15 protein-coding genes and 1 pseudogene are annotated in these 23588 nt (G+C 46.6%); 6 read left to right on the top strand and 10 right to left on the bottom strand.

Annotated elements, in window-relative coordinates; all coding sequences use genetic code 11:
- Positions 1–83: 83 nt before the first annotated feature.
- The 3 genes and pseudogenes from QUB44_RS15580 to QUB44_RS15590 all read right to left on the bottom strand — a co-directional run.
- Positions 84–1465 (bottom strand): annotated as a pseudogene (locus QUB44_RS15580) (IS5 family transposase); the annotation flags it as partial.
- 125 nt (positions 1466–1590) lie between these two features.
- Positions 1591–1755, bottom strand: a complete 165-nt coding sequence (locus QUB44_RS15585; protein ID WP_333369019.1) for a hypothetical protein — start codon at positions 1753–1755, stop codon at positions 1591–1593.
- Positions 1756–1862: 107 nt separating this feature from the next.
- Positions 1863–3365 (bottom strand): serine hydrolase, encoded by a 1503-nt coding sequence (locus tag QUB44_RS15590; RefSeq protein WP_333369021.1) that lies wholly within the window; start codon positions 3363–3365, stop codon positions 1863–1865.
- Positions 3366–3544: 179 nt separating this feature from the next.
- Between QUB44_RS15590 and QUB44_RS15595 the strand changes: the two genes are divergently transcribed.
- Positions 3545–4651: an N-acetylmuramoyl-L-alanine amidase-like domain-containing protein gene (locus QUB44_RS15595; protein WP_333369023.1), complete on the top strand. Its 1107-nt coding sequence runs from the start codon at positions 3545–3547 to the stop codon at positions 4649–4651.
- Between the two features lie 142 nt (positions 4652–4793).
- On the opposite strand, the gene QUB44_RS15600 is transcribed toward QUB44_RS15595, so the two are convergent.
- Both QUB44_RS15600 and QUB44_RS15605 read right to left on the bottom strand, forming a co-directional pair.
- Entirely contained in the window at positions 4794–6125 is a 1332-nt protein-coding gene (locus QUB44_RS15600) for a D-alanyl-D-alanine carboxypeptidase (protein ID WP_333369025.1), read from the bottom strand.
- Positions 6126–6589: 464 nt separating this feature from the next.
- Positions 6590–6925: a ribbon-helix-helix domain-containing protein gene (locus QUB44_RS15605; protein ID WP_333369027.1), complete on the bottom strand. Its 336-nt coding sequence runs from the start codon at positions 6923–6925 to the stop codon at positions 6590–6592.
- A 567-nt stretch (positions 6926–7492) separates the two neighbouring features.
- Here QUB44_RS15605 and QUB44_RS15610 point away from each other — a divergent pair.
- Positions 7493–8008, top strand: coding sequence for an HNH endonuclease (locus tag QUB44_RS15610; protein ID WP_190660760.1), 516 nt, complete (start codon positions 7493–7495; stop codon positions 8006–8008).
- Positions 8009–8262: 254 nt separating this feature from the next.
- Positions 8263–8661, top strand: a complete 399-nt coding sequence (locus QUB44_RS15615; RefSeq protein ID WP_333296669.1) for an alr0857 family protein — start codon at positions 8263–8265, stop codon at positions 8659–8661.
- A gap of 110 nt (positions 8662–8771) precedes the next feature.
- On the opposite strand, the gene QUB44_RS15620 is transcribed toward QUB44_RS15615, so the two are convergent.
- A complete protein-coding gene (locus tag QUB44_RS15620; RefSeq protein ID WP_333369029.1) occupies positions 8772–14588 on the bottom strand; it encodes a CHAT domain-containing protein in 5817 nt (1938 codons plus the stop codon).
- Between the two features lie 581 nt (positions 14589–15169).
- Entirely contained in the window at positions 15170–17287 is a 2118-nt protein-coding gene (locus tag QUB44_RS15625; RefSeq protein WP_333369031.1) for a ShlB/FhaC/HecB family hemolysin secretion/activation protein, read from the bottom strand.
- 52 nt (positions 17288–17339) lie between these two features.
- On the opposite strand from QUB44_RS15625, the gene QUB44_RS15630 reads away from it, so the two are divergent.
- The gene (locus tag QUB44_RS15630; protein ID WP_333369033.1) at positions 17340–17498 is read left to right on the top strand and encodes a hypothetical protein; all 159 of its coding nucleotides are present in this window, start codon (positions 17340–17342) and stop codon (positions 17496–17498) included.
- Positions 17499–17604: 106 nt separating this feature from the next.
- On the opposite strand, the gene QUB44_RS15635 is transcribed toward QUB44_RS15630, so the two are convergent.
- Positions 17605–18471 carry a DUF928 domain-containing protein gene (locus QUB44_RS15635; RefSeq protein ID WP_333369035.1) on the bottom strand — a complete coding sequence of 289 codons (867 nt, stop codon included), beginning with the start codon at positions 18469–18471 and terminating at the stop codon, positions 17605–17607.
- A gap of 422 nt (positions 18472–18893) precedes the next feature.
- Between QUB44_RS15635 and QUB44_RS15640 the strand changes: the two genes are divergently transcribed.
- Positions 18894–20585, top strand: coding sequence for a transglutaminase family protein (locus QUB44_RS15640; protein ID WP_333369093.1), 1692 nt, complete (start codon positions 18894–18896; stop codon positions 20583–20585).
- Between the two features lie 122 nt (positions 20586–20707).
- On the top strand, positions 20708–20848 hold the full coding sequence (locus QUB44_RS15645; RefSeq protein ID WP_333160187.1) for a hypothetical protein: 141 nt from the start codon (positions 20708–20710) through the stop codon (positions 20846–20848).
- Positions 20849–21495: 647 nt separating this feature from the next.
- On the opposite strand, the gene QUB44_RS15650 is transcribed toward QUB44_RS15645, so the two are convergent.
- Together QUB44_RS15650 and QUB44_RS15655 are read right to left on the bottom strand one after the other, a co-directional pair.
- Positions 21496–22482, bottom strand: coding sequence for an aldo/keto reductase (locus tag QUB44_RS15650; RefSeq protein WP_333369037.1), 987 nt, complete (start codon positions 22480–22482; stop codon positions 21496–21498).
- Between the two features lie 180 nt (positions 22483–22662).
- Entirely contained in the window at positions 22663–23574 is a 912-nt protein-coding gene (locus tag QUB44_RS15655) for an alpha/beta fold hydrolase (RefSeq protein ID WP_333369039.1), read from the bottom strand.
- Between the last annotated feature and the right edge of the window lie 14 nt (positions 23575–23588).

Raw genomic sequence — 23588 nt, forward strand, 5'->3', positions numbered from 1 at the left:
CTATTTGGTATTTTATTCATCATTACAACTATGTTTTGAGCCAATGAAGATCTAATCACTACATATTTATCACTACCCACACAAAAAACCCCGCGCCACCAGGTAGAAAGGTTCATTACTAAAAAAGTAATCGCAATGGCTGTTTGCGAGGTATTGTCAAGTTTTGTCATTACCAGATTCAGGCCGAATCTTCGTTTACGAAGCCCCAAATTTGCCCTCAATTGCATTTCTAATCCTCTCATCTTCCAACGCTTACCTCTTTTTTGATTTACTCACATTTGCTCTTGGTCTTCCTAATGGCGACCCACTGAGCCTAATGCCTTTTTCTTTGCACCATGCTCGGTTGTCTATTGTACGATAAATACGATCGGCATGAACGGATTCACCGATAGTGTCCTGTGAATCTATAATAAGCTTCTACTTGTGCTTTTAAGTCCCCTGATTCGTTTAAATTATCCCAGCTCATCCGGTCTAAAAATACATATCCTTCAAAGCAGCTCGCTGATATTTTGGCTCCAAACTCTACGCTTTTTCCGGCTTTTCCTCTGACTATGGGACGGATGTGGGGTTGGCTTAAACTTACTATTCTATCCTCAATACTCTGTTTATTATTGTCAAATAACCATTGCTGTTGGCGAGAGACTTCTGTGAGGACTAGCAAGGTTTTATATTGCTTTTTATTCAGATTTTCCAGGGTGGCACCTGACTCGATTAGCTGTTCAATATGAGCCAAGTTTCTTTTGATATATTTAAGTTGTTTTTTAATTGCCTGTCTTTTTTTATTTCGGGAGGGTCTTCTTTGTTTGGCTATTAATAAGTAATCTTTTCGGGCAAGATTACGGTAGGTTCTAGGTTTTTTCTGGATTTGACCTTTGAGCGGTTTATACAGAATGTCTATAATTTTTTCGCTGTGAACTCGGGCTCGGTTTAATAGTCCTAAGTCGGTCGGATAACTAATATCGGCGCTCAGCGCAGGTTGCATCTATGATTAGTTTACCGCGATTGGATGACTCATTTTTGGCATCCGAATCCTTTTTTTTTTGGTTTGATTGGGGTGGTGGAACGCATTTTTTCGACCAGGCGTTCGTTCACTTTATTAATTAGATTCCAACTAATCCGTTGGCAAAAGTGTACGGCGGGGTGATGGGTCAAATGGTAGTTCATTGCTGTAGCTTGATTGACCGAGAAAGTATTGTAGATACGGGTTTTCCCGGATCTGTTCTACCGTTTCACGATCACTAATTAAGAGTTTTTCTTTAATAATTAATGCCCCCAACGCCATCCGAAAGGATTTAGCCCTTAAGCCCTTTTCGGTGGGGAAGTTTTGGGCATATTCTGCTTCAAACTCTGACCACGGGATTAGTTGAGCCATTTTTACCCAACGGTTGAGGAGTGACAATTTTCCTCCGAAGGGCAGTTCAAACTCGGATGGGGGGTTTGGAGGCAGCTCAACTTTTCGGTACACGATCGTAGGTGGTGATTCACGGGTTTTGACTTATTTTACCTGTTTATCTTGCACTTTACTCTCGATCGCGCGATCGAATAACCTTTCGCCACGTCAAGAGCGAGCGCTTATTCAGCAAGCCCTAATTAAGCGAGAGTCATTCCCCGCCAGGTTCCTGAAATTTGAGCCACCAGAGAGAGTGCTGGCGAATCCAAGAGAACGTCAACGGTCGCGCTTACTTCTATCTTATGGTTGAGCCTCATAACTTGTCGCCAGCGACCGTTGCCGTTCAAGAGTGCGGTGACGATCACGATTTAATCGCTGTTTAGTCTAAACTCCAATTAATATCAACCATCCTTCAGTTTTTCGACTAACAGTCAACAGTCAACAGTCAACAGTCAACAGGCCCTACTCCATATCACGGCAAACTGCTGGGGCCGCGAGCGTTGAGCCGATCAAAAACGTATCGGGAAATTGCCGGAAATGCTGTTTCGTCCTTGGAATAAGCAGGATCGTCTGCGAAAACAACTAAGATATAAATCGCGCGATCGTCTAAAGTTCTCACAAATGCTGCTTCGCTGCGGGATTTGGAGGTATAGCCTACTTTGGAACCAAAATAAATATTAGGTGGTAAAGATTCGCCCAAAAATCCTTGTATCGAGTTGAGAGGGTCTTTTTTCCACGCCTTGGGGTCTAAGTCTCTCGTTAGCAAGTAAGCCATTTTGCGGCTGGCGACGCTAGAAACCGCTTGTCTAGTATAGATTTCATATATTAATCTGGCGGCTTGGTCGCTAGTTACTTGATTGCGAATCGGCTGAGAAGCATCGCCCCGCAATTGCAAGTCGCGACCGATTGGCCCTTCTTGTCTTAAATAGTATATGGGATAATTTTTGGTGCTTATACGAAGATCATTGTAGCCTGCTGACTGGAAAAATGTGTTAATTTGAGTGCGCTTTTTCAGCCATGTTTGCAACTCTTCTCCTGCGAGCCGTCCGCCGGATTTTGTATCTGTGATTTTGTCTAAAAGCCTGCTGGCAGCATCGTTGTTTGAGATGCGAATCATTTGTTCGAGGTCGTTTTTAAAGGCAGATTCTCTTTGCGTAATGAGACCTTTTTCTATGGCTGAGTAAAACGCTGCCATCCAAAATAACTTGGCAACGCTAGCGGGAAATCGGAGAGTTTGATTTTGATATCCGGCGAAGGTGTGAGTTTGGGAATTGCTGACATCAAATAAGCTAATTGATAGCCGTTCTGCGGGCAGTCCTTTGCTGGTTGCAATCTTCACAGCTTCATCAACAATCCCTTGCAATTCTTGAGAGTAAACTGGATTGGGAGGTGTTTTGATGTTGTAGCTGAAGGTAGGCTCGCTTTGACGATCGGCTAAATTTTCCGATGGTTCAATTGTCGGAGGCGAGAGTGCTTCTTGAGGCGAGAGTGCTTCTTGAGTCAAGATGACTGGCGGTTCTGGAGGACGGCGAATTCTGAACGGTATTGTGACAATCCAACCGATCGCGATCGCCCCGGCAATTAAGCACAGGATGTTACGGTATTTTAACCGAGAAAATTTCGTCCTCACTCGGCGACGGGATTGGACTGGGCCTTCGCTGCTTTGGCGTCGGCGTCCGACTGGGCGCTGGCTTCTTTGGCGTCGGGATTGGATTAGACCTGTTGCATGAATCTTAGCTTGATCGGTCAACCGCAGATACAAGGCAGATGAACGCAGATGAACCCAGATAATTTCAAGAATTGAGAGCGACTTTTGCAAGAGGTCTATGGGGCGTCGGGTCTGGATTGGGCGACGAGATGGGACAGGGCGCTCGGTGCTTTGGCGTCGGGACTGGACTGGACGCTCGCTGCTTTGGCGTCGGGACTCGATTGGGCGTTGGGGCCCGATGGGGCGGCGTCGGCGTTCTACTTGCATTACAGTTTTGTGCTATCAAACTCGCACGATCAGTTTATAATAGGGCGGCGTCTAAATGACAAGTGTATCGATCTAGTCGGCTGTTGCCAATTTTATCTGTCTACTAGGCTGATTGGGACTTCTAGTAATTGTAAAATTTTCAGGATAGCACTGAGTTGAAGCAAAATCCTTTGAAAAACATGAGAAATTTTTGGAGTCTGGCTGTTTTGGGATTTGCGATCGCCGGCGTGAATAATTCTTTGATACCTGATGTTTGGGCATTTCAGTCTCAATCTGCTGCGGGATCTGTTCTCGATCGACCAACAGCAGGACGCGGTGCAGATGTAGTGGCTGCCTTGACGGGAGAAAGCGAAAATCGGGAAGTAACAAACAAGCAAACTGTTTCCAGTTTCCCGATTCTATTTTGGGACTTCAACAATTTACCCGAAATTTCCTATTCCGAATTGCTGGAGGTGCTGGCGAGACGACAAGACTCAAATAATACGGAGAGAGAAACCGCTGCACAACCAGAAGACATAGCACGTTTTGAAAAGGTTGTACAGTATGCAAAACAACAAAATTTGCACGATCGCTCGATGGGAGAAATCGTCCAGGCGATCGCCGATAATTTCCTAGGAAAGCCCTATGCCGCTGGTTTGCTGGACGAATCCGGCGAAGAAAAGTTGATCGTAACTTTGAATAAATTTGATTGCGTTTTGTTTGTAGAAACCGTTTTGGCGATCGCCAGGGGCGTAGCAGTACAAGATTACGACTATCAAAATTTTGTAAATCGCATAGAAGAACAGCGGTATTTAAACGGTAAAATCAACGGTTATTGCAGCAGATTGCACTATTTTTCCGAATGGATTAACGACAATCAAAAACGGCAAACAGTGGAAAATATTACTGCTGAATTAGGCGGAGTACCCATGAATAAAACACTAAATTTCATGAGCCAGCACCGCAGCAGTTACCCGCAAATGGTCAAAGACGAAGCAACTTATCAGTGCATTGTCAGCCAAGAAGCAGACTTAGCCAAAACTACTGTTAATTACATCCCGACAAATCGGATAAAACGTGTTTATTCTCAGTTAAAACCAGGGGATATTGTAGCGGTAGCCACGGATGTTAAAGGATTGGATGTCACGCACACGGGTTTAGTTTATCGGAATGCTGACGGGAACCTCGGTTTAATTCACGCTTCGCCGACTGGGGAGGTGACGGTTGCTTACGACTTGCACAGATATATTAGCAGAGTCGAAAGTGCGATCGGCATTGTAGTCGCTAGGGCGAAAACACCTCATTAAATTGGTTTGTACTCGTAGGGTACATCAGATTGCATTATTTTAGCTGAAAATAGAAAATTTCTTTGCTGACGCACCCTACAAACTCTCTTGTAGGGTGGGTACGCGAACTCGCCCGGAATATACAATTTAAATGCACAACAGCTTATTGAACAATTTCGCTGCGAGATACCTTACTACTTCTAGCAGGATTTGGCGTTAATTCCGGCGGCGAAACTTGAACACTTCCCCACTCATTCAAAAAGCTTTTCAGCAAAACCTCTTGCTGAGTGCGAAATGTCTCGACATTTGCCCCTCCATTCATAATCACAAACCACACTGTTTCTTGCTTTTGAGTTGGCAGCGCTCCGCCCAAAGCGCTAACATTATCCAACGTGCCAGATTTAATTACTGCTAATTTGGGAAGCGGCCGTTCTGATAGTATTCCTTTATCTTTCCCAACTACAGTTAAGACATCAGCAACTGTCATGCTGTAAGGTTCAAGATAGCGTTCTAAAGCTATAAACAACGCACAAGCAGCCCGGGGAGAAATGAGATTTTCTTCGCTCAATCCCGAACCATTAACGAGTTGAATTTCTGCGGGCGGAACTCCGGTTGCTGCTGCTGCTTTTTGCGCGACTGTTTTGGCACCGCCGACAGTATCAGCTAGCATATCTGCCATGAGATTGTTGCTGTACTGATTCATTTTTTTTATCAGTTCAGCAAGGGGCAAAGAATAATGTTTGACTAAAGGCTGCACCTCTTTGGGAGATGCTGACAAAACTTGTACAGTACCCTCAATTGCTATTTGGGGTTTCGGCGTATTGGGAGGCAGTGTTTGATACTGGGCGGCGGCTTCGCTCGGCCAGATTTCACTGTTCAATCCTTGTTTGAGCAATTCTCCCGATTTGAGGGGATCAAGTTCAAAGTTCATGTAAAACTTATCGACAATTATCAAATTGCCACTGACTCGCTTGATGCCTTTTTGACTTAAGGCGTTACCAAGGGCGATCGCCTCTTCCCAGACAAACAACGGATCTTCGCTTCCGCCAACAATTAAATCGCCTTTTAATACGCCGTTTTCAATTTTTCCAGTTGTACCAATTAAGGTAATAAATTGATGTTCCGGCCCGAATTGTTGCAGCGCTACGAGAGATGTTGCTACTTTGGTAAGAGAAGCGGCTGACAGAGGAACTGTACCTTGATGATTGGCTAGCAAAGTATTGCCAGATTGCATCCAGACGCCTTGGTTTTCTTTGGCAAAACCTTGGGCTGTTAAGCCGTTGAGATATTGCTGGATTTTGGTATTTGTGGGGGTTTCAGGATTGGTAGCAGAGACTATTAAGGGCTGAGGCTGACTTGGTTTAACTGGCGGCGGGGAAGATTCAGCTACAGGAGAGGGAGATGCAAGTTGAGGTGATTCAGTAGCGGCGCATCCGGCAATAATTGTGAGAAGGGCGATCGAACTCGCAGCAGTCAAGTAGCGGTTTTTCAGCATTACTTTAATTTTTTTTCATCAAATGTTACGATCGTCTGTCAGCACGCCCGATGGAAATTTTAGCACTAGCCCGCGCGTTTTGGAGCATCCGCATCTGCGTTACCAGAATCCGGAACCGCTGACATTAGCTATCTTCTTCTCCATCTTTCTTCGTGCTCTACCCTACGGGAACGGCTTCGCCGAACCCGTCTTCGTGGTTCATTAAATAGATATTGTTTAAATACTGCGGGATTTTATACCAATAGCCCGGACTGTTTTTAGTTTGTAATCTGAAACCCTGGATTTTCCGTTGGTAGCTCGATTGCCTTAGAGCCGGGAAACCCTTATTCTACGGTTGGTAATCAAAAATTGTCCGAAGTATTGAAATCTAAAATCTAAAATCTAAAATCTAAAATAGTATGATTTTCAGCGCCTGGGGCCTTCACCCCAGGCCGATCGCTCTCACAAATTTTCGATAAACTGGTTTACCCAGCCATACTCCCCATACTCAGCGGCACCATTTCCCCGTGCATCGTCAGGCCTAATAACATCGGTCCGCCTGGTCGTATCAACTCTCCTGTAAGCGCGCAGCGTTCCTCTTGCTGTGCTGTGGCATCAATGCTGGCTCGAATATCCGATCGAGAAAACATCTGCCGATACTCTCCAGACTTCTGCTGCACGTAATTCCAGAGCAAATCTCGAATCAAAGCTTGATAGCCTTGATTGCCTGCGAGCTCTTTAAGTCTCTCTTTGAGTTCTCTTTCGAGTCGAATGCTGGTGACTTCCATTTCGGTGGTTGAGGTTCTAGGTAGGGTATGCATAATTTTTTCTCCGTGACGGGTGGACATATGTGTAATATCAGTGTAGTATGTTTACAGCTAGATTGAAAGCCTCTTAACCACCTTCTGCCTACAGTGAAATTTCTCCCCACCTACTCCACCTATCAACTGAAGTGCGATCGCCCCACGGGTCACTCCGAGTCGTTACGGCACGTCTTTAGCACGGGTTTTTCGACTGTCGCAGCGACCTCGTGGGCGGGCTTGGGCCTAAATAAACACGGTTATAGTGGATTAGGACAAATTGCAGAAATTAATGACAACGAGGTAGACCGGCACGGTCTGCAAGTGGCACAGCCATATCGAGATACGCGAAGCGGGAGGTACAGCTAAACGACTGTACCAAGACAGGATGAAAATTTGCCTTTAGCAGTTTTTCTAGCCCCCGCTTCTAAGTAAGAGAAGCGGGGGCATTTGATTGGATATTTGAGAAATTTGATCGGCTTGGGGTACTGGCAAAAAACCAGATGTAGCCAATGCTGACGAAGCAAGCAAAATTCAAAATTCAAAATCTAACATCTAAAATCCAAAATTGATGAGGAGGAGCAAGCCGTGACCGTAGTAACTGATGTATTGAGGCAATCTGTGGTGGTATTTTCTCAGAATTACCTACCGATGAGCCGTGTCAACATCAAACGGGCGATCGTACTGTTGGTAACAGGCAAGGCTGAACCTCTTGATTTTAGCATTGGCAACGGCTGGCTGGTGCGATCGCCCAGCACCAGCATCCACGTACCCGAACAAATCCGCTTGACTTTTGGTAACAGGGAACGCCTGTGGAAAGTGCCCCCGGTCAATCGCCGGGAAGTTCTGCGCCGCGACGCTCATTCTTGCCAATACTGCGGTAGCAATCGGCATTTGACGCTGGATCACGTGATGCCTCGCTCCAAGGGCGGCCCGCATACTTGGGACAATGTGGTGACTGCTTGCGAACGGTGCAACTCTCGTAAGGGCGATCGAACTCCCATAGAAGCTGGAATGTCTCTGCGAACTAAGCCGAAGGCCCCCATACACCCCACTGTTGCTTTTGCCGAACTGTTTTGGCACGAATATCAAATTGGGGAATAGGGCATGGGGAATAGGGCATGGCGCATGGGGCATGGGCCAAACAGTCTCTTGGTAATTGGTAATAGCTAATAGTTAATAGCTAATTCAGTCCTGTAATTAAAAAGGATTTTAGGTCCGAATAGCAAACTTTTCATTCCGACCTATCCAATGCCCAATGCCCAATGCCCAATGCCCAATTCCCAATTCCCGATGCCCAATTCCCAATTCCCGATTTTCAATTTTTAACTTTCAATTCCAAATTTAGGGCTGTCAATATGCTGAAGTTGACTTACACTGAAACGGGCTTTAACCTGGAGCGTTTGGCTCAATCTCCCGAACAGTTAGTGGCGCTGCGAGTTGTGCTGGCTATGCGAGTTGGTCAAAGCATCAGCGTCGAACCGAGCACTGCGGCATTTTTGCTGCCCGCGAATTTGCCGGCGCTGTCTCTGTTGGAATCTGAGGCCCGCCGAAACGACAACGATGCGATCGCCCTTTGTGTTGCTGATGCTGACTTTGTAGAAGTGACTCTGCGCGGTACGTGGATTTCTGACGCGTCTGAGGGGGCTGACGGCGTGTTTGCGACTGTTTTGGGCGATCGGGCCGAGCTCTTGCTGCTCAAACTTTGGCTCGAAACTCAGGCTGCTGCAGAGGTTGTCGGGGAAGTCGGCGATTAATATCGGATGTGGAAGGAAGAGGGAACAAGCAAGAGGGAACAAGCAAGAAGGAAATATTTTCTTAATATCACACTCCCCCACTTTTTCCCCCTCTCCCGCCAGAAGCGCACTCAATTCCATTCTCCTTGCAGCCCAAAAGCAGCCCAATAATAAGGAGATTGCCATTCTGGAAGCTGTAGCACTTCGATTTGCGCCGATCGCAGTGCCGCAGCAGGCGCCAATTTATCTTGGAGCATTTTTTTGTAAAATCGTGTCATCAACTCAGAAGTTACTTGATCGTCAACACTCCACAGAGAAACCACCACACGAGGCGCCCCCGCATACATAAACCCTCTCGTCAAACCCACCAACCCTTCTCCTTTAATGTCTTTTCCCAAACCCGTCTGACACGCACTCAGCACCACCAACTCAGCCGGTAAATTGAGATTAAAAATATCATTCAGTCGCAAGTAGCCATTTTGTAACGTGCCTTTCTCATCAACCAAAGAAAGCACCAATCCCGATAATTCTGGATGTTTGCTATTGGCAAATCCGTGCGTAGCGAAATGAACAATGCGATATTGAGATAAATCGGGATTGGTTGCCGTGGTACGATTAGCCGTAAAGTCAAACGCTTGTTTTTCCAAATCATCCGGTACCAAAGCCAAGATTTGCTCAGCTTCAGTTCGCGAGAAAGGTAAGCGAGTCCAATAAATTTCGGCCTCTGATGCAGATCTCTGTAATTGTTGCGCTTCCACTGACAAATTTTCAACAGTTTGATTCTTCGTTACAGGCGATGTACTCGTGCCTTTGAGCCGTTCATCGTCAGTGCTAAAAACTGGATCTGCAAACAAGGCGATCGTTTTTGGAGCCGGTTGACGAGTCGCCATATCCCGCCGCAGAATAGCTAAAGTTGAAGCAGAAGGCAGATTAACAATTTCATGCTTAACTATTAGCGGCGCTTCAGATTTTTCCATAGTAAGAGCACTGAAAGGAATGTATTGCAAGGCGCCATCCGCAACAATTAGCAAGCGCTTGTTGCCCAACTCAGAAGCAACAGGAGCGAGGATAATTTGGCTCAGAAGTACAGCAGATTCGGCAACCATTTGAGGAACGGTTCTCGTGGTAGCTTTGGTTAAAGTATCGCGGAAATTCTTAGCGGTGGCTTCAATCTCGGTGCGAGAAGGGAGTTCGTAACTGGTGAAAGAAGTTTTCGTCACCGCCCACAAATAACTGCGCTCCTCACCCAGAGAATATTCTAAAAGTAGCGTATTGTCATCGAGTACCTGTTGTTGAATTTGTGGCAAATTGAGAGGTTCGGGATATTTGAGAGCAGCGTAACGAGGACTGATAGCGCGAATTTTAGCTTCTATTTGAGCGAGTTGCTTGAGAACTGTGTCGATTTTTTCTTGAATTTCATCCAGAGATTGTTGGGTAGATTGAGCGCTGACAATTTGGTATTTGCGATTCTGAAAATCACTGAGTTGTTGTTGCAAATTTTGTTCTTGTGCTAGCAGTTGCGAGTCAACACCTTGGCGAATATTTGCGCTGGCTTCGCTGAGGAGTTCAAGCAGACTGCGGGCACGGGCACGTTCGCTAGCATGAAAGGCTTGTGCGTCGTACCCTTTATCGGGATTTTTCTGGTGCTGTTGCATCAACAAATGGATGTAAAATTGGTAATAATCTTGGTTGCGGGCAAAGTAAGACTGGCGCAGTTCTTGGCTACCGATTTGAGTGCGGAGGTTTTCAATAATATTAATTGCGGTTTCGATTTCGGTTTGGGCAACTGTGAGGTTATTTTGTTGCCTGTTTAAGATGGCTTGATTGTAGATGATGTGCGCTTCTTCTGTTTTGTAACCGAGTTGTTGGGATAGAGATAAAGCTTGTTTATAGTTTTCAAGGGCGGTAGAATTCTGACCTAAAGCAGCTTGTATTTTCCCTATTTGATTGAGGACTGTGGTTTCTTTTACTTTGTCGTTTAAGTGTCGGGAGATTTTTAAGGCTTGGTTGTAGGCATTCAAGGCAGTTGACCATTCTTTTGAAGCGATGTAGGTGCTACCAATGCCAGTTAAGGCAGTAGCTTCTGCTGCTAAATTACCTGCGGGTCGAGAGATGACTAGGGCTTTGTTGTAGGAGTCTAGGGCATTTTTCCAGTTTCCTGTAGCAGCGTGAATATCACCAATGTTGTTGAGGGTGTTGGCGACTGCTGCTTGGTCATTTAATTGATAGAATAAGGGCAAAGCTTGGTTATAGTAATCCAGGGCTGTTTTCAGGTCAGCTAAATCAGTGTAAAGTTGACCGAGACTGTTGAGTAGGGCTGCTTGTTCTGTTTTAGCACCTGCTTGTTTTGATAATGGCAACGCTTGATTGTACGAGTCTAAGGCAGATTGAAATTGTCCGAAATTGACGTAAATCTTACCAATGGATAAGAGAGTCTGTGCAGCTTGGGCGTAGTTTCGCTCTGCACGATAGAGTGCGAGGGCTTCTTCTAACTTTTGAAGTGCGAGTTGTCTAGATTCGGCGGTTTCTTGGCTAGACAGTTGATTTCCTCTGAAAAATGCGACTTCAGCCGCAGAAACTTTGATTCCTGTGGCAATATCCCAGACACGGGCGGTTCTATCCCGACTAGCAGTCAGAATTTGGCGACCATCCGGGCTAAATACGGCACTTTCGACACTATCTTCATGTCCTCGGAAGATTGCTAACAAATTGCCTTGGTTGTCCCATAAACGGGCAGTTTTATCCTCACTAGAAGTGAGAATTTGGCGACCATCAGGACTAAATACGGCGGTGTTGACAGAACTGTCATGATCTCGGAATATGGCTAACAGATTGCCTTTGATCTCCCATAGCCGGGAGAGTCTATCCCCACTGGTGATTAAAATTTGCCGACCATCCGGGCTAAATACGACGCTGCTGCTAGAACTAGAGCCTTTCTCTACATCCTTCTGCCCCCGAAACTCTGCTAGGAGATTGCCTTGGGTATCCCACAGACGAGCATACCCGTGGGAATCATTGCCGAGGGTAAGGATTTGCCGGCCATCGGGGGTAAAGATGGCATTATCAACCCACTCATGCCCCCGAAACTCTGCTAGGAGATTACCTTGGGTATCCCACAGACGGGCGGTTTTATCCGAACTGCTGGTCAGGATTTGAGTTCCATCTGGACTAAAGACTAGGGTGTTGACTTGATACTCATGCCCCCGAAACTCAGTCAGGAGATTTCCTTTGGTATCCCACAGACGGGCGGTACTATCTATACTAGCAGTGAGAATTTGATTCCCATCTGGGCTAAATACTGCCCTTGTAACAGAACCCTTGTGTCCTTGGAATTTTGCCAGGATATTACCTTTGATATCCCACAAGTAGGCAGTTTCATCACCCACTGCAAGGATATGTCCGCTATCGGGGCTAAATACAGGTCTGGAGAGTCTTTCTTGAGGGACTTGAAACTCGGTTAGAAGATTGCCTTTGGTATCCCACAGGTGAACCATTTTCTCGGTCGTGGTAAGAATATGGCGACCATCAGGGCTAAATACGGCACGCTGGACTTCGTTGTTCTCCTGTAACTCTGCCAGTTGAGCGTTATTTTTGGACAAGCTTTCCTGAAAAATTTGTAGGGCAGCCATTTGCTCGGCTTGGGCAGTAATTGCCACTGACACATCCCACAACCGGGCAGTGCCTTCATTACCAGCAGTGAGAATTTGCCGACCATCGGGGCTAAAGACTGCACTGTGAATAGCACCTTCATGTCCCCGGAACTCTGCTAAGAGATTATCTTTGGTATCCCACAACCGGGCGATTCCAGGGCCGAAAGTCTCACTGCTGGTCGTGAGAATTTGCCGGCTATCCGGGCTAAAGATTGCACTTCCAAGATGTCTTTCATCTGCCCGAAACTCTGCTAAGAGATTACCTTTGAGATCCCACAGACGAGCAGTATCATCTAAACTCTCAGTCAGAATTTGACTTCCATCAGGACTAAATACAGCACTTTCGAGTCTTTCCTTATGCCCCCGGAACTCGGTAAGGAGATTACCTTTAAGATCCCACAGACGGGCAGTTTCATCATTACTTGCTGTCAAAAATTGACGACCATCGGGGCTAAAAACGATACTTTTGACAGCCTTCTCATGTCCGAGTGGGAATTCGGCTAAGAGATTACCTTTGGTATCCCACAATCGGGCAATTTTATCCTCACTGGCGGTGAGAATTTGGCTACTATCGGGACTAAATGTTGCACTGTTAACGATCCACTGCCATTCTTCTATGTCCTCAACTTTCCTGGGCACCCGCAACTCACTCAGGAGATTACCTTGGCTATCCCACAAGCTAACCGGATAGCACTGACAATCGCTGGGGAGGATTTTGCTACCATCTGGGCTAAATTCTGCATTGATGTGACTGCCTCCTTGCAATACAGAGAGAAGATTGCCTTTGTTATCCCACAAACGGATGTTTTCACCATTGGTGGTGAGGATTTTACTCCCATCGGGGCTAAATCTTGCTCGATAGACGCCTTCTTCATGTCCTTTAAACTCTGCCAGGAGATTGCCTTTAAGATCCCATAATCGTGCCGTTTCATCTCGACTCGCGGTGAGAATTTGCTGGCCATCGGGACTAAAGACAGCACTGCTAACCAAACTTTTATGTCCCCGAAATATTGCCAGTTGAGCATTATTCTCGGACACATTTTCTAGAAGGGTTTCCCTAGCAACTATTTGCTCAGATTCAGCAGCAATTGAGGCTGACACATCCCACAAACGAGGCACTTGATCCCAAGCAAAGGTGAGGATTTGCCGGCCATCTGGACTAAATACGGCACTCACTGCACTCTCATGTCCCCGCAACTTTGCTTTGAGATTGCCTTTGGTATCCCAAATTTGAGCAGTTCCATCTCGACTACTGGTTAGAATATGCCGGCCATCGGGGCTAAATCCTTGTACACCCCAGCGATAAACTTTATGTCCCTGGAATTCTGCTAAAAGATTGGCTTTAGTATCCCAAACCCTGGCTGTATCGCTACTAGCGGTGAGGATTTGCCGACCATCGGGACTAAATTCTGCACTGTAAACCGACTCTTTATGCCCCTGAAACACGGCTAACCCATTACCTTGGGTATCCCACAGACGGGCAGTTTTATCTGCACTAGCCGTGAGGATTTGGCTACCATCGGGACTAAATTCTGCATTAATGACACTATCTTCATGTTCCTGAAACTCTTTGAGAAGATTACCTTTGCTATCCCATAAGTAAACAATTCCATGGGAATCGACAGAAAGGATTTGGCGACCATCCGGGCTAAATACAGCTTTTGAGGAGACTAATCCGCCACTTGTTATCTTTTGATGACCTTGGAACTCAGCGAGGAGATTGCCGTTGATATCCCACAAATGAAATTTATCCCTAAAACCGGCTCGCTCGGAAAACCGACTAATGGTGAGAATTTGCCGGCTATCTGGACTAAATACGGCATTTATGACTTTATCGCCATTCTCAACCCCTCGGAACTCTTTGAGGAGATTGCCTTTGAGATCCCACAGGCGGATGGCTTCATACTCAGTAATGGTCAGAATGTGCTGGCTATCGGGGCTAAAGATAGCACGTCTGACTTCTTTGTCATGACCTCGAAATACCGTTAAATGATTGCCATTAAGATCCCATAGACGGGCAGTTTCATCCTCACTCGCCGTCAAAATTTTACTGCCATCGGGGCTAAAGACAGCACTGGTGAGATCCGCCTCATGTCCTAAAAACACAGCGAGTTGTCCAGCAAATGCTTGTACTGGTTGTTTTATTCCTGATGGGTTAAGGTTTTCTGTTGTTGATGACTGAGACACTCTGGTAGTTCTGGGTTGGCCGCTGATGGGGATGCTGTAGGTGGTAGCAAATACCACACCCATCACCAGAGGGAGACAGCGATGCACTTTTCGGTATTTATCTGGCAGCATAATTGTTTTTTTGGGAGAGTTTAGAATTGGGAGAGGGGGTCAACTAAACCTTTCTCTAGCGAATCCGTAAAAGCCAAAAGCTATAGTTTCTTTTTGGATAGGCAAATCTGCTTAGCGTTGGCTCATTTTTTACCGAGGTCATTAAAATTAAGATTGGCTGGGCGTTAGTTGTCAAAAAAAATTATTTATGTTAAAGAGAAACTCTATCATTTTTCATAATCTTTGTCTGTGATTGGCTGCGTCAAGGGTGAGGCAAGGACGTTAAGGGAAGTAACTTGAATCGGCGGCGGGAGCGTTTGCTCGTCGATGTTATTATTTTTTGACGGGCTGAGTGTGGTTTGTAAAGCAAGCGGATTTTTCTCAAGGGACAGCTACCTGCGTCTAATATCAACTCCGGTAGCGTGGGAATTAATATTACCCCCAGTCAGGACACTGCGAGTGCCTAAGTCCTCATATGCTGCACCATTCTCAATTAGCCTTTTATGAACAGACAAGATGCCTGTTCCACAAGAAAATTTATATTTTGTGGAACAGGCATCTTGCCTGTTGCTGACAATGGTACCAGATATCAGTAAGTCCCTTTAGGGTGTATAAATTATATTGAAGTAAATGCCGTTATCTTGCAGATTGTCGCCTTTATCGCTAATTCTCACCAAAGGGAATGCGTAATCTACGCGCAGGTTCACCCGCTGTATCGGTTCCCAGATTACCCCTAAACCTAAACCTGCTAAAAATGTCTGATTGGTTAATTTATTAGGATTGTTCGCAACGTTCCATACCGTACCCGCATCCAAAAATGGAGCTAATTGTAGTTTGGGATTTCCCGAAGCATCGCGCTGCAAAGTAATCCGATCTTCGATGGAAACTCGGAAGCCGTTATCGCCAGAACGGACATTTTGGCGGTAGCCGCGCAAAGATTGTCCGCCACCAATTACAAATTGCTGCGAAGGCAACAAACTATTAGCTGACAATTGCAAGTCAGCCTGCAAAATTAATAAATGTTTGTCATTCAATCGCTGTACTCGCTGCACTTGACCCAGCCAACTCAAAAATTGTCCGTCGGGATCTGAACCTTCGTTTTGAGTAGCATCAAACAAGCTAGTGCCGATCGTAAATTGCGATCGCAAGGCCCAAGCACCCTGCGGGTCGCGCCGAATGTAGTCCTGTCCCAGCTTAATTGCACTTGTAGTGCTGACACCATTGGAGTCCGGGCCGGTGCCAAAAGGACGCGGTTCGCCTGCGAGAAAAGTTCTGCCTGTTTGATACGTAAAACCTGCCGACAAGGCAAATTCTTCGATCGGCGTTCTCCGCAGCGGCTGGCGGTAACTAACTTCAAATAAATGCGATTTTCCCGAAATATCAAAACTATCAAAAGGTTCTTGCACAATACTGTTGCGGTTCGGTGCTGCCCTCAATTGAAAAGTGCCGTTCATCGCATTTACTGGCAGGCGGTAGCTGAAATCAAACACGTCTGAATCGCCGAGCGCTCGGTAATAAGCCGCCGCAAGTTCGTCGCCATTTCCTGTTATATTGCGGTGCCGCAAACTAACTCCCAATCTTTCGGAACCGACACTGGGAGGCGAGTAATTGTCAATGCTGAAAGTAGGTTGAAATGGATTAGCTTCCGAGACTCGGACGATAAGAATGCTCTCGGCTTCATTATCCCCAGCCCGCAGACTGGCTTCTACATTGTCAAATAAAGGATCGACTCGCAGCAGCCGGAGTTGGTCTTCTAATGAAGCTGTGCTTAAAGGCATTCCGGCACCGAGTCGAATCCGGCTGCGGATGTAACTTGGATTCAATCTTTTAGTTCCTTCTACCTCAATTCGGGCTAGCTTGCCTTCAATCACTTGAATTTGGACTACCCCTGCGGTGATAGTTTGGGGCGGCAAGACTGCTCTCGAAGTGATGTAGCCACGATTGAGGTAAATTTCGGTAATTTTGTCGGCGATTTGTTTGAGCTGTTCTAGGGTGGTAGAACGGCCTTCTAAGGGGTTGACTAAGGCATTAATTTCATCTTGGCTTAAAATTGTGCTGCCAACTACTTGAATTTTCTGCACCTCAATTGGTATATTCGGCAGGGTTGGGGGAACTGGCGACGGGGCCCCCGGCGCTACTGTGGGCGGTACTTGGGGAGGTTCTGGGGAAGGCTGCGGGGCCGGTTGCAGAAATCGATCGCGATTTGGATCGGGCTCCGTCGGCGGCGGTGGCAGGTTTGGAGGCAGCGAGGGTTGGTTCTGGGCTAAAAAATTACAATCTAGCGGGTTCTGACATTGGGGCTGGTTGTCAACCAGATTTGTTGGTTCGGGCAAAATGCCTGCACCACAAGCAGTTTCATCGATTGTGGAACAGGCTTCTTGGCTGTTCTCGGCGGGGTTCGATTGTGCTTCTGGTTCAGGGTTGGTCTCAATAGAATCGGGAAGCTGATTTAAGTTTGTTGCTGTTTCATCCTGCTTAATTTCCAGTTTTTGCAGTGCTAATACTTGATTGCCCGTATCTGCTGAGTTGTCAGCGACGACAGGCAACAGAGAAATATCGTTTGTTTGGGATATAGCTTTATTGGCATAAAAGCAAGCCATCGGCAGTGCAGTTAGAAGTGAAATCCCCAACCGAAATAGTGCAATATTTGCATTCGGGCGCATAATTAATAATTTCTCTAAAATAAGTTTATCGGCTGCTTCACTATGCCAGTTTATCATTTAGTATTAGGCGAAATTTGACCATCAAAATTTCCACCGTCCGCCTTTCAAGATGCCAGAAGTCCGAACTTCTGATCAGTACACAAATTTTAATTTATTTAGGGCGATCGACCAAACAACCCGCAACAACCAAAAATTATCTGTGGCGCTGCCAAATACCGCGATCGAAACCGAGTTTTTCGTACTTGCTGCACCCCTCATACTATTTTAGGTTTGAGATTTGAGATTTGAGATTTGAGAATTGGCAATGACTTATGGCTATCAGGGTTTGGGGCACGGGCCTACCGTTGCATTCTTTGCGTGAAGCTGGTGTTGAATTATTTTCTTGTGATGGGTGTTAACTCACTGGCGACTAAGGGTTCTTGGGCTATTTTGCCGAGCTCGACTGAGTTCAACACTTCTAACCACTTGATCGCTAAACTGGCATCGCTGGGAGACTGGAGACGCAATTGAGCTAGAGTTGCCAGGTACTCGTACCAAAGACTTTGTTGGGCGAAGATGCTGAGCTTGGTGAGATCGGGCGATCCATCCAACTCTGTTTTCACGGTTGGGGCGAGTGCGGTGCGGTTGATCCACCCGGAAACGAGAACATCATCTGTTGTATTTTTTGGGCTGCATTTGATAGTAAAGTACCATTGATAGTTTTTGCCAACTTCCAAGGCTGGCGAGTTCTCGTCGGAGCCGAGGCTGACGCTAACTACACCTGCACGGCTAGTTACCATGCGAAAACTTTTTCTGTATAGTGTTTTGTCCCTTTCGTCTGCTAACTCAAACTGAACTGTTTTGTCGAGGGCTACGGGAAGGTAGTAGAAAAATGTCGGTTTTGCTGATATGGTTTGCCCCATAGTTGATTGGGGAATCAAGGCAGTTAAGGCAGTTGTGGCCGTGGGGCATTCTAAACCGCGGGTTCCTCCCCCTTCCCGCCTTCCGGGTACTCCGTCCTGCGGCGGTTGAAAGCTATTCCACGCGGCTCCCAATTGCTCGCTGTTCGGTCTACTTCCGCTTGCTTGGGCGGGTTGAACTGTTTGCCAGTTGAGGGGTAGCTGCGGTGGTGAGGCGCGCTGGACAATGTTTGCGGGGCTGTTGAGAGCCTCTGCTGGTATTAAAAAACTACCGGCGACAACTGTCTCTAAAGACAGAATTAAGGAAAGAGCACCGATATTTAGAGCAGACTTCAAAGCCATGACGAACCTGCCTTCTGATGAATCTAGGAACTTTATCGCACGGTTTTATTCTATCCAAGGTTTTGACGGATATAGTAATCTGTTGTACTTAATTTATATCTTCAGGCAGATACGATTATTTGGGTCGCTCTGCTCAACATAGAATTCTCTGTCGCGTTTGTCAGTGGTAGCTTAGTAGTTATACTTACTTCCATTCACTGCAGCAGGTTGGGTTGAGCTTGTTAAACCCAACTTTGACAAAGACTAATATTCGGGATCTTTTAACTCTAGCAACAGGCTACAACGCGTCTTTTCGTAAAAACACTCGGTTGATGCGTCAGTCCTGGATATCAGGAAACTCGGCAATTTTGCTGGTGAACCTCAAGCGATCGGCTACAAGTTACAAATCAGGTTTTCTGTACAATACCGGCAAGAAATTTAGCATGAATCTCGATTCACCTGTTCTCTCGAACAAACAGCCTTCGGGGCTGCGGATGGTAAGACCCATCGGAGTCTTGGCACTGCACGGCATTGCTTTTTTAGGAAATAGGTTGTTCGCTGTCGATCGCGCCGAAGGGCTGCTATTGGAGATCGATCCAGAAAGTGACAACACTACTGTTTTGAATCCTTATCAAACGGCTAAGTTTGCCGGCGCAACGGGGCTGGCTATTTCGGAAGATATTCTCTGGTTTGCGCGGGATGAGGATATTTGTTGCTGTCGGGGCGCAATTCGGGACGGGGCGATCGCTGAACTCAAACCAGAACATTTTGTTTCGCTTTCTTATCCTGCTGACGGGATTGCTGTTTGGAAATCTACGCTTTATGTGACTTGCCAGAGATTAGCCTCGATTCTGGTTTTTGACCTGAAAAGTGGTCGAGAAATTACTCGGTTTTACGCTCCCGGTATTGGGGTAGAAAATATCACCGTCCGGGATGAGGAAATTTGGGTTTGCGATAAGACTGAGCAAACTGTTTACTGTTTGGAACGGGGAACTGGGGAGATTAAATTTAGCGTTTTGACTCCCTTTGAGTCGCCTTCTGGTTTGGCTTTTCACAAGGATTCCGAAACGGGGGAGGAGGTTCTGTACGTGGCTTATGCCGGGGATGAACTTTACATCCGGGATGACCCGAATTCGGAAGATCCTTTTCAGTTGACGAAGCGCGATCGCACTTTTATTCAGCCTTTGTCTTTTCACTACAATGAAGCTGACCGCTACGCTTTGTCAAACGGTTTTTTGATCGAAATGTCTTATGTGGAGGAACTGTCTCCTCTCGATGAGGTAGAAATCGAAAATTTGGAGTGGCGGATTGCTTTGCCTTCGGAAACTCACCGGCAAAAGGTCAGAAAAATTACGCCGATTGGAATGCCTTTTACTGAGGAAATTCAGGAAGGAGAACGGGTGGCGGTGTTTAAGTTCGATCGGCTGCACCCTGGGGAACGCCGAATTTTTGGCTGGAAGGCTTTGTTAGAAGTTCGATCGATTAAGTATCACTTGTCCCCTCGGGATGTCGAAAAAATTCCGAAGCTATCGCCGGAGTTTGCAGCTAAGTATTTGGTGGATAATGACAACTTGGCGATGGAGACGGATATTGTGCGATCGGCTGCTGTGGCTGCCATTGGTTCGGAAACTAACATTCTCAGGCAATTGCTGAGCATTCGTAATTTTGTTTACGATCAACTTTCTTACGGAATTAGACCTCACATTGACACTCCCGATATTGTGCTGCGGCGTGGTATCGGTTCCTGCGGCGAATACGTTGGACTTTTGTTAGCTTTGGCTAGGTTAAACGGGATTGCTTGCCGCACGATAGGCCGCTACAAGTGCCCGGCTTTTGCTGACAGAAAAGGTGTGTCGCTGGAACCGGATTTCAATCACGTTTGGCTGGAATTTTACATCCCAGGTTTTGGCTGGGTGCCGATGGAATCTAATCCTGATGATATTCAAGACAGAGGCCCTTATCCGTTGCGATTTTTTATGGGTTTGGCTTGGTATCACGTAGAGATTGGCAAGGGAATTCGGTTTCAAAGTCTCACTAGCGGCGGTCTTCCTTTAAACAAGGAGGAGGTTTCCGTGGGGAGTCTGGCAATTAATCATGTGAGGTTTACAATTTTGTCAGAGTTGCCAGCAGTTTGAAGAGAGTGTTAACAGTTCACGGTTAACTTTTAACTGTTAGCAGTCAAAATTCAACTGTTAATTGTTAACATTTTTAATCTAAAATCGAAAGTAGAAAATGTAAAATCAGAGGAAGAGGGGTTGTGGAATTTTCGATTGCTAATTTTCTCGTTTTAGTGGCCTTTGCACTACTGGTGACGGTGACTGGCGGGGTCGCTTATTTGACTTCTGTTGAGTGGCGCGATCGCCGGCGGTTAGATAAGGCTAAACGTAAAAAAAAGTAGCTTTTGGCTGTTGACAAATTGCATATTTTATGATAAAAAACAAGGCAACCAAACCAGGTCGCCTTGTTTTTTGATTTGAGGTATAGCAGAAGGAAAAAGGAAGTTCGGCAACGGATTCGCTCGACGGATGTAACGGATGTAACGGATGTCATGAAGAAAAAACTTCGGCAACGGATTCGCTCGACGGATGTAACGGATGTAACGGATGTCATGAAGAAAAAACTTCGGCAACGGATGTAACCGATTTAACGGATGTAACGGATGTCATGAAGAAAAAAGTTCGACAACGGATGCGCTCGACGGATGTAACGGATGTCAGGAAGAGGGAAAAAAAATAAGGAAGACGGAAGAAGGAATAAGGAAGATGCAACAATCGCAAGGGTTTCAGCAATTTAAAATGTCCTAACGGGCTTGGCGGTTGCTATATTTTCACCGCAGATAAAAGAAAGTTCGCTAACAGAAACGTTGTAGGTTTGTAGTCAGGAGTTGAGTCCTAGTAGTTTTATGAGGGCTCAAGTCCTGACTACAAAACAATTTGATTGCAGTCGTTCGATCGCACATAAGATGATTCACGGGCGAGACGCCCGCGCCACAATAAATACACCACAACGAACACACAGGAAAAAGGGGATTTTGGAGTTAGTATTTTAAGTCCACTGTCGGAAAAATGTATTTTCTTGCCAAGCGGCGGCGGTGCGTTTTTCAAGTGCTGCCATTTCTGTTGGGTTCAGGGGTTGGAATGCTTGGGCGACTTTTAAGTTTTCTTCTAATTGCTTTACTGAGTCGGCGGCGATGATGCAGCAGTGCACGCCGGGAAGTGAAAGCGTGTACCCCATTGCTTGGTGCATTCCATCTAAAACACCGTTTTGAAATAATTTGCCGTAAGCGGGTATTTTCATGGCTATGACGCCGATGTTTTTGGCTTTGGCTACTGGTAAAGCGCTGGTAACAAAGGAGCGCGGATGATGTTTTTCGGCGGCGTTGAGGGAGATTAATGTTGTGTCGAAAGGATAGCGCTCCAGGCCTGCCACAATGATAGCAGGTTCGTGGTGTCCGGTGATGCCGGAAAAACGAATAATTTTTTGCTGTTTGGCTTCTTCGATCGCCTTTATTGCTCCTTTGGCACTGAAAATTTGGTCTAATTCGGCTTGGAATGAGACGTGGTGGAGTTGCCACAAGTCTAGTCGATCGGTTTTCAATCTTTTGAGCGATCTCTCTAAGTCTCTCCACGCGCCATCTCTGTCTCTGGCGGAGGTTTTTGTGGCTAGGAATAGGCGCGATCGATATGGTGGCAAAACTTTGCCTAAGTTTTCTTCGCTGGGCCCGTACTCGGCCGCCGTGTCAAAATAGCGAATGCCTAGTTCGATCGCGCGTTCAATTTGTACCGCCGCTTCTGCTTCTCTTCCCGGCTGCGACAGCGGTGTTTGCCCGCCTCCCCCCAAACCGAAAATCGGCACTTTCGCGCCGGTGTTGCCTAACAGTCGTTCGGGCATTTTTACTGTGGTTGCCGCCAGGTTATTGGGTGCGGCTGCGATTTCCCGATCCTGCTGTTCGATCGCCTTAGCACCTGCAATGCCGCTGGCAACAGCTATACTGCTCAATATAAAATTGCGGCGAGTCTTTTTGCGGGTCATTGTTTCCGTCTCCTCAGAATGTTTGAGTTGAGATTAACCAGAAAGTTAAATGAAGTTATCAGTCATTAGTCAGTAGTCAGTAGTCAGTAGTCAGTAGTCATTAGTCAGTAGTCATTAGTCAGATTAATGCCCCATGCCCCATGCCCTATGCCCCATGCCCCATGCCCCATGCCCCATGCCCTATGCCCCATGCCCTATGCCCTTGTCAATTATCCATGCGCGAATCAGTTCGTTTATCTGTTCTGGTACTTCGTCGTGGGGACAGTGACCAGCTTTGATAAAGTGTTCTGTTAACTGCGGATAGTGTTTGCGAAATTTGGCGCTTCTTTCTGTGGAATTCATCCACGGATCGCCTTCTCCCCACAGCATTAGCAATCGGCAGGTTAATTGACTAAGTAATACGTCAATTTTTTCGCCTTGGGGTGTTCGGAATACGGAGGCGAATACTTTGGGGGCACCGGGATCGCAGGAGGGAAGGTAAATTTCTTCTACTAATTGGTCTGTGACGGCGCTTTGGTCGAGATAAACTTTTTCTAGGGTTTTCCGAATTGTCGATCGCTGGCGCACGTACTGGAACAGCAGAAAACTTGCCCAATCTTGCTGAAATAAGGTTTTAGCTACCGCAGATATGGCTTTTTGCAAGGGCGGGGCTTCGGGTGCCGACTGCGGTTCGCTGAAGGGGCCGGCGCTGTTGATTAATATGAGTCCGGCTGCTGATTCGGGGCGCTGGGCTGCTACACACAAGGCGGCGTAGCCTCCGAGGGAGTTGCCGGCTAGTACGGCGGGCCGGCCGATGATGTTGGTGATAAAGTCGTGGAGTTGGTCGCGCCAGAGGTCGCCGCTGTACTGCAATTCGGGTTTTGCCGATCGCCCGAATCCGATCAGGTCGATCGCCCACACTTCAAAGTCTTTGCTCAGGCCGCTGATATTTTTGCGCCAGTGGTCTGTGGAGGCTCCAAAACCGTGAATTAACAGCAGGGGAGGGCGTTCTGGATGCCGATCGCTGGATCGAAGGTAGTACACTGAATGCCCCCGCCACTGCCAGTAAGTGCCGGCTATGGGGGCTGCGGTGATGGCTGGGGTTGTTTGCATGATGTAAAGAAATA

Source organism: Microcoleus sp. AT3-D2 (assembly GCF_036705715.1).
GTDB lineage: Bacteria > Cyanobacteriota > Cyanobacteriia > Cyanobacteriales > Microcoleaceae > Microcoleus.

Excerpts from the sequence above, each read along its gene's own strand:
- QUB44_RS15590 (WP_333369021.1), bottom strand. The coding sequence starts at position 3,365 with ATGCAAGTAGAACGCCGACGCCGCCCCATCGGGCCCCAACGCCCAATC.
- QUB44_RS15595 (WP_333369023.1), top strand. The coding sequence starts at position 3,545 with ATGAGAAATTTTTGGAGTCTGGCTGTTTTGGGATTTGCGATCGCCGGC.
- QUB44_RS15600 (WP_333369025.1), bottom strand. The coding sequence starts at position 6,125 with ATGCTGAAAAACCGCTACTTGACTGCTGCGAGTTCGATCGCCCTTCTC.
- QUB44_RS15605 (WP_333369027.1), bottom strand. The coding sequence starts at position 6,925 with ATGCATACCCTACCTAGAACCTCAACCACCGAAATGGAAGTCACCAGC.
- QUB44_RS15615 (WP_333296669.1), top strand. The coding sequence starts at position 8,263 with ATGCTGAAGTTGACTTACACTGAAACGGGCTTTAACCTGGAGCGTTTG.
- QUB44_RS15620 (WP_333369029.1), bottom strand. The coding sequence starts at position 14,588 with ATGCTGCCAGATAAATACCGAAAAGTGCATCGCTGTCTCCCTCTGGTG.
- QUB44_RS15625 (WP_333369031.1), bottom strand. The coding sequence starts at position 17,287 with ATGATAAACTGGCATAGTGAAGCAGCCGATAAACTTATTTTAGAGAAA.
- QUB44_RS15630 (WP_333369033.1), top strand. The coding sequence starts at position 17,340 with ATGCCAGAAGTCCGAACTTCTGATCAGTACACAAATTTTAATTTATTT.
- QUB44_RS15635 (WP_333369035.1), bottom strand. The coding sequence starts at position 18,471 with ATGGCTTTGAAGTCTGCTCTAAATATCGGTGCTCTTTCCTTAATTCTG.
- QUB44_RS15640 (WP_333369093.1), top strand. The coding sequence starts at position 18,894 with ATGAATCTCGATTCACCTGTTCTCTCGAACAAACAGCCTTCGGGGCTG.
- QUB44_RS15650 (WP_333369037.1), bottom strand. The coding sequence starts at position 22,482 with ATGACCCGCAAAAAGACTCGCCGCAATTTTATATTGAGCAGTATAGCT.
- QUB44_RS15655 (WP_333369039.1), bottom strand. The coding sequence starts at position 23,574 with ATGCAAACAACCCCAGCCATCACCGCAGCCCCCATAGCCGGCACTTAC.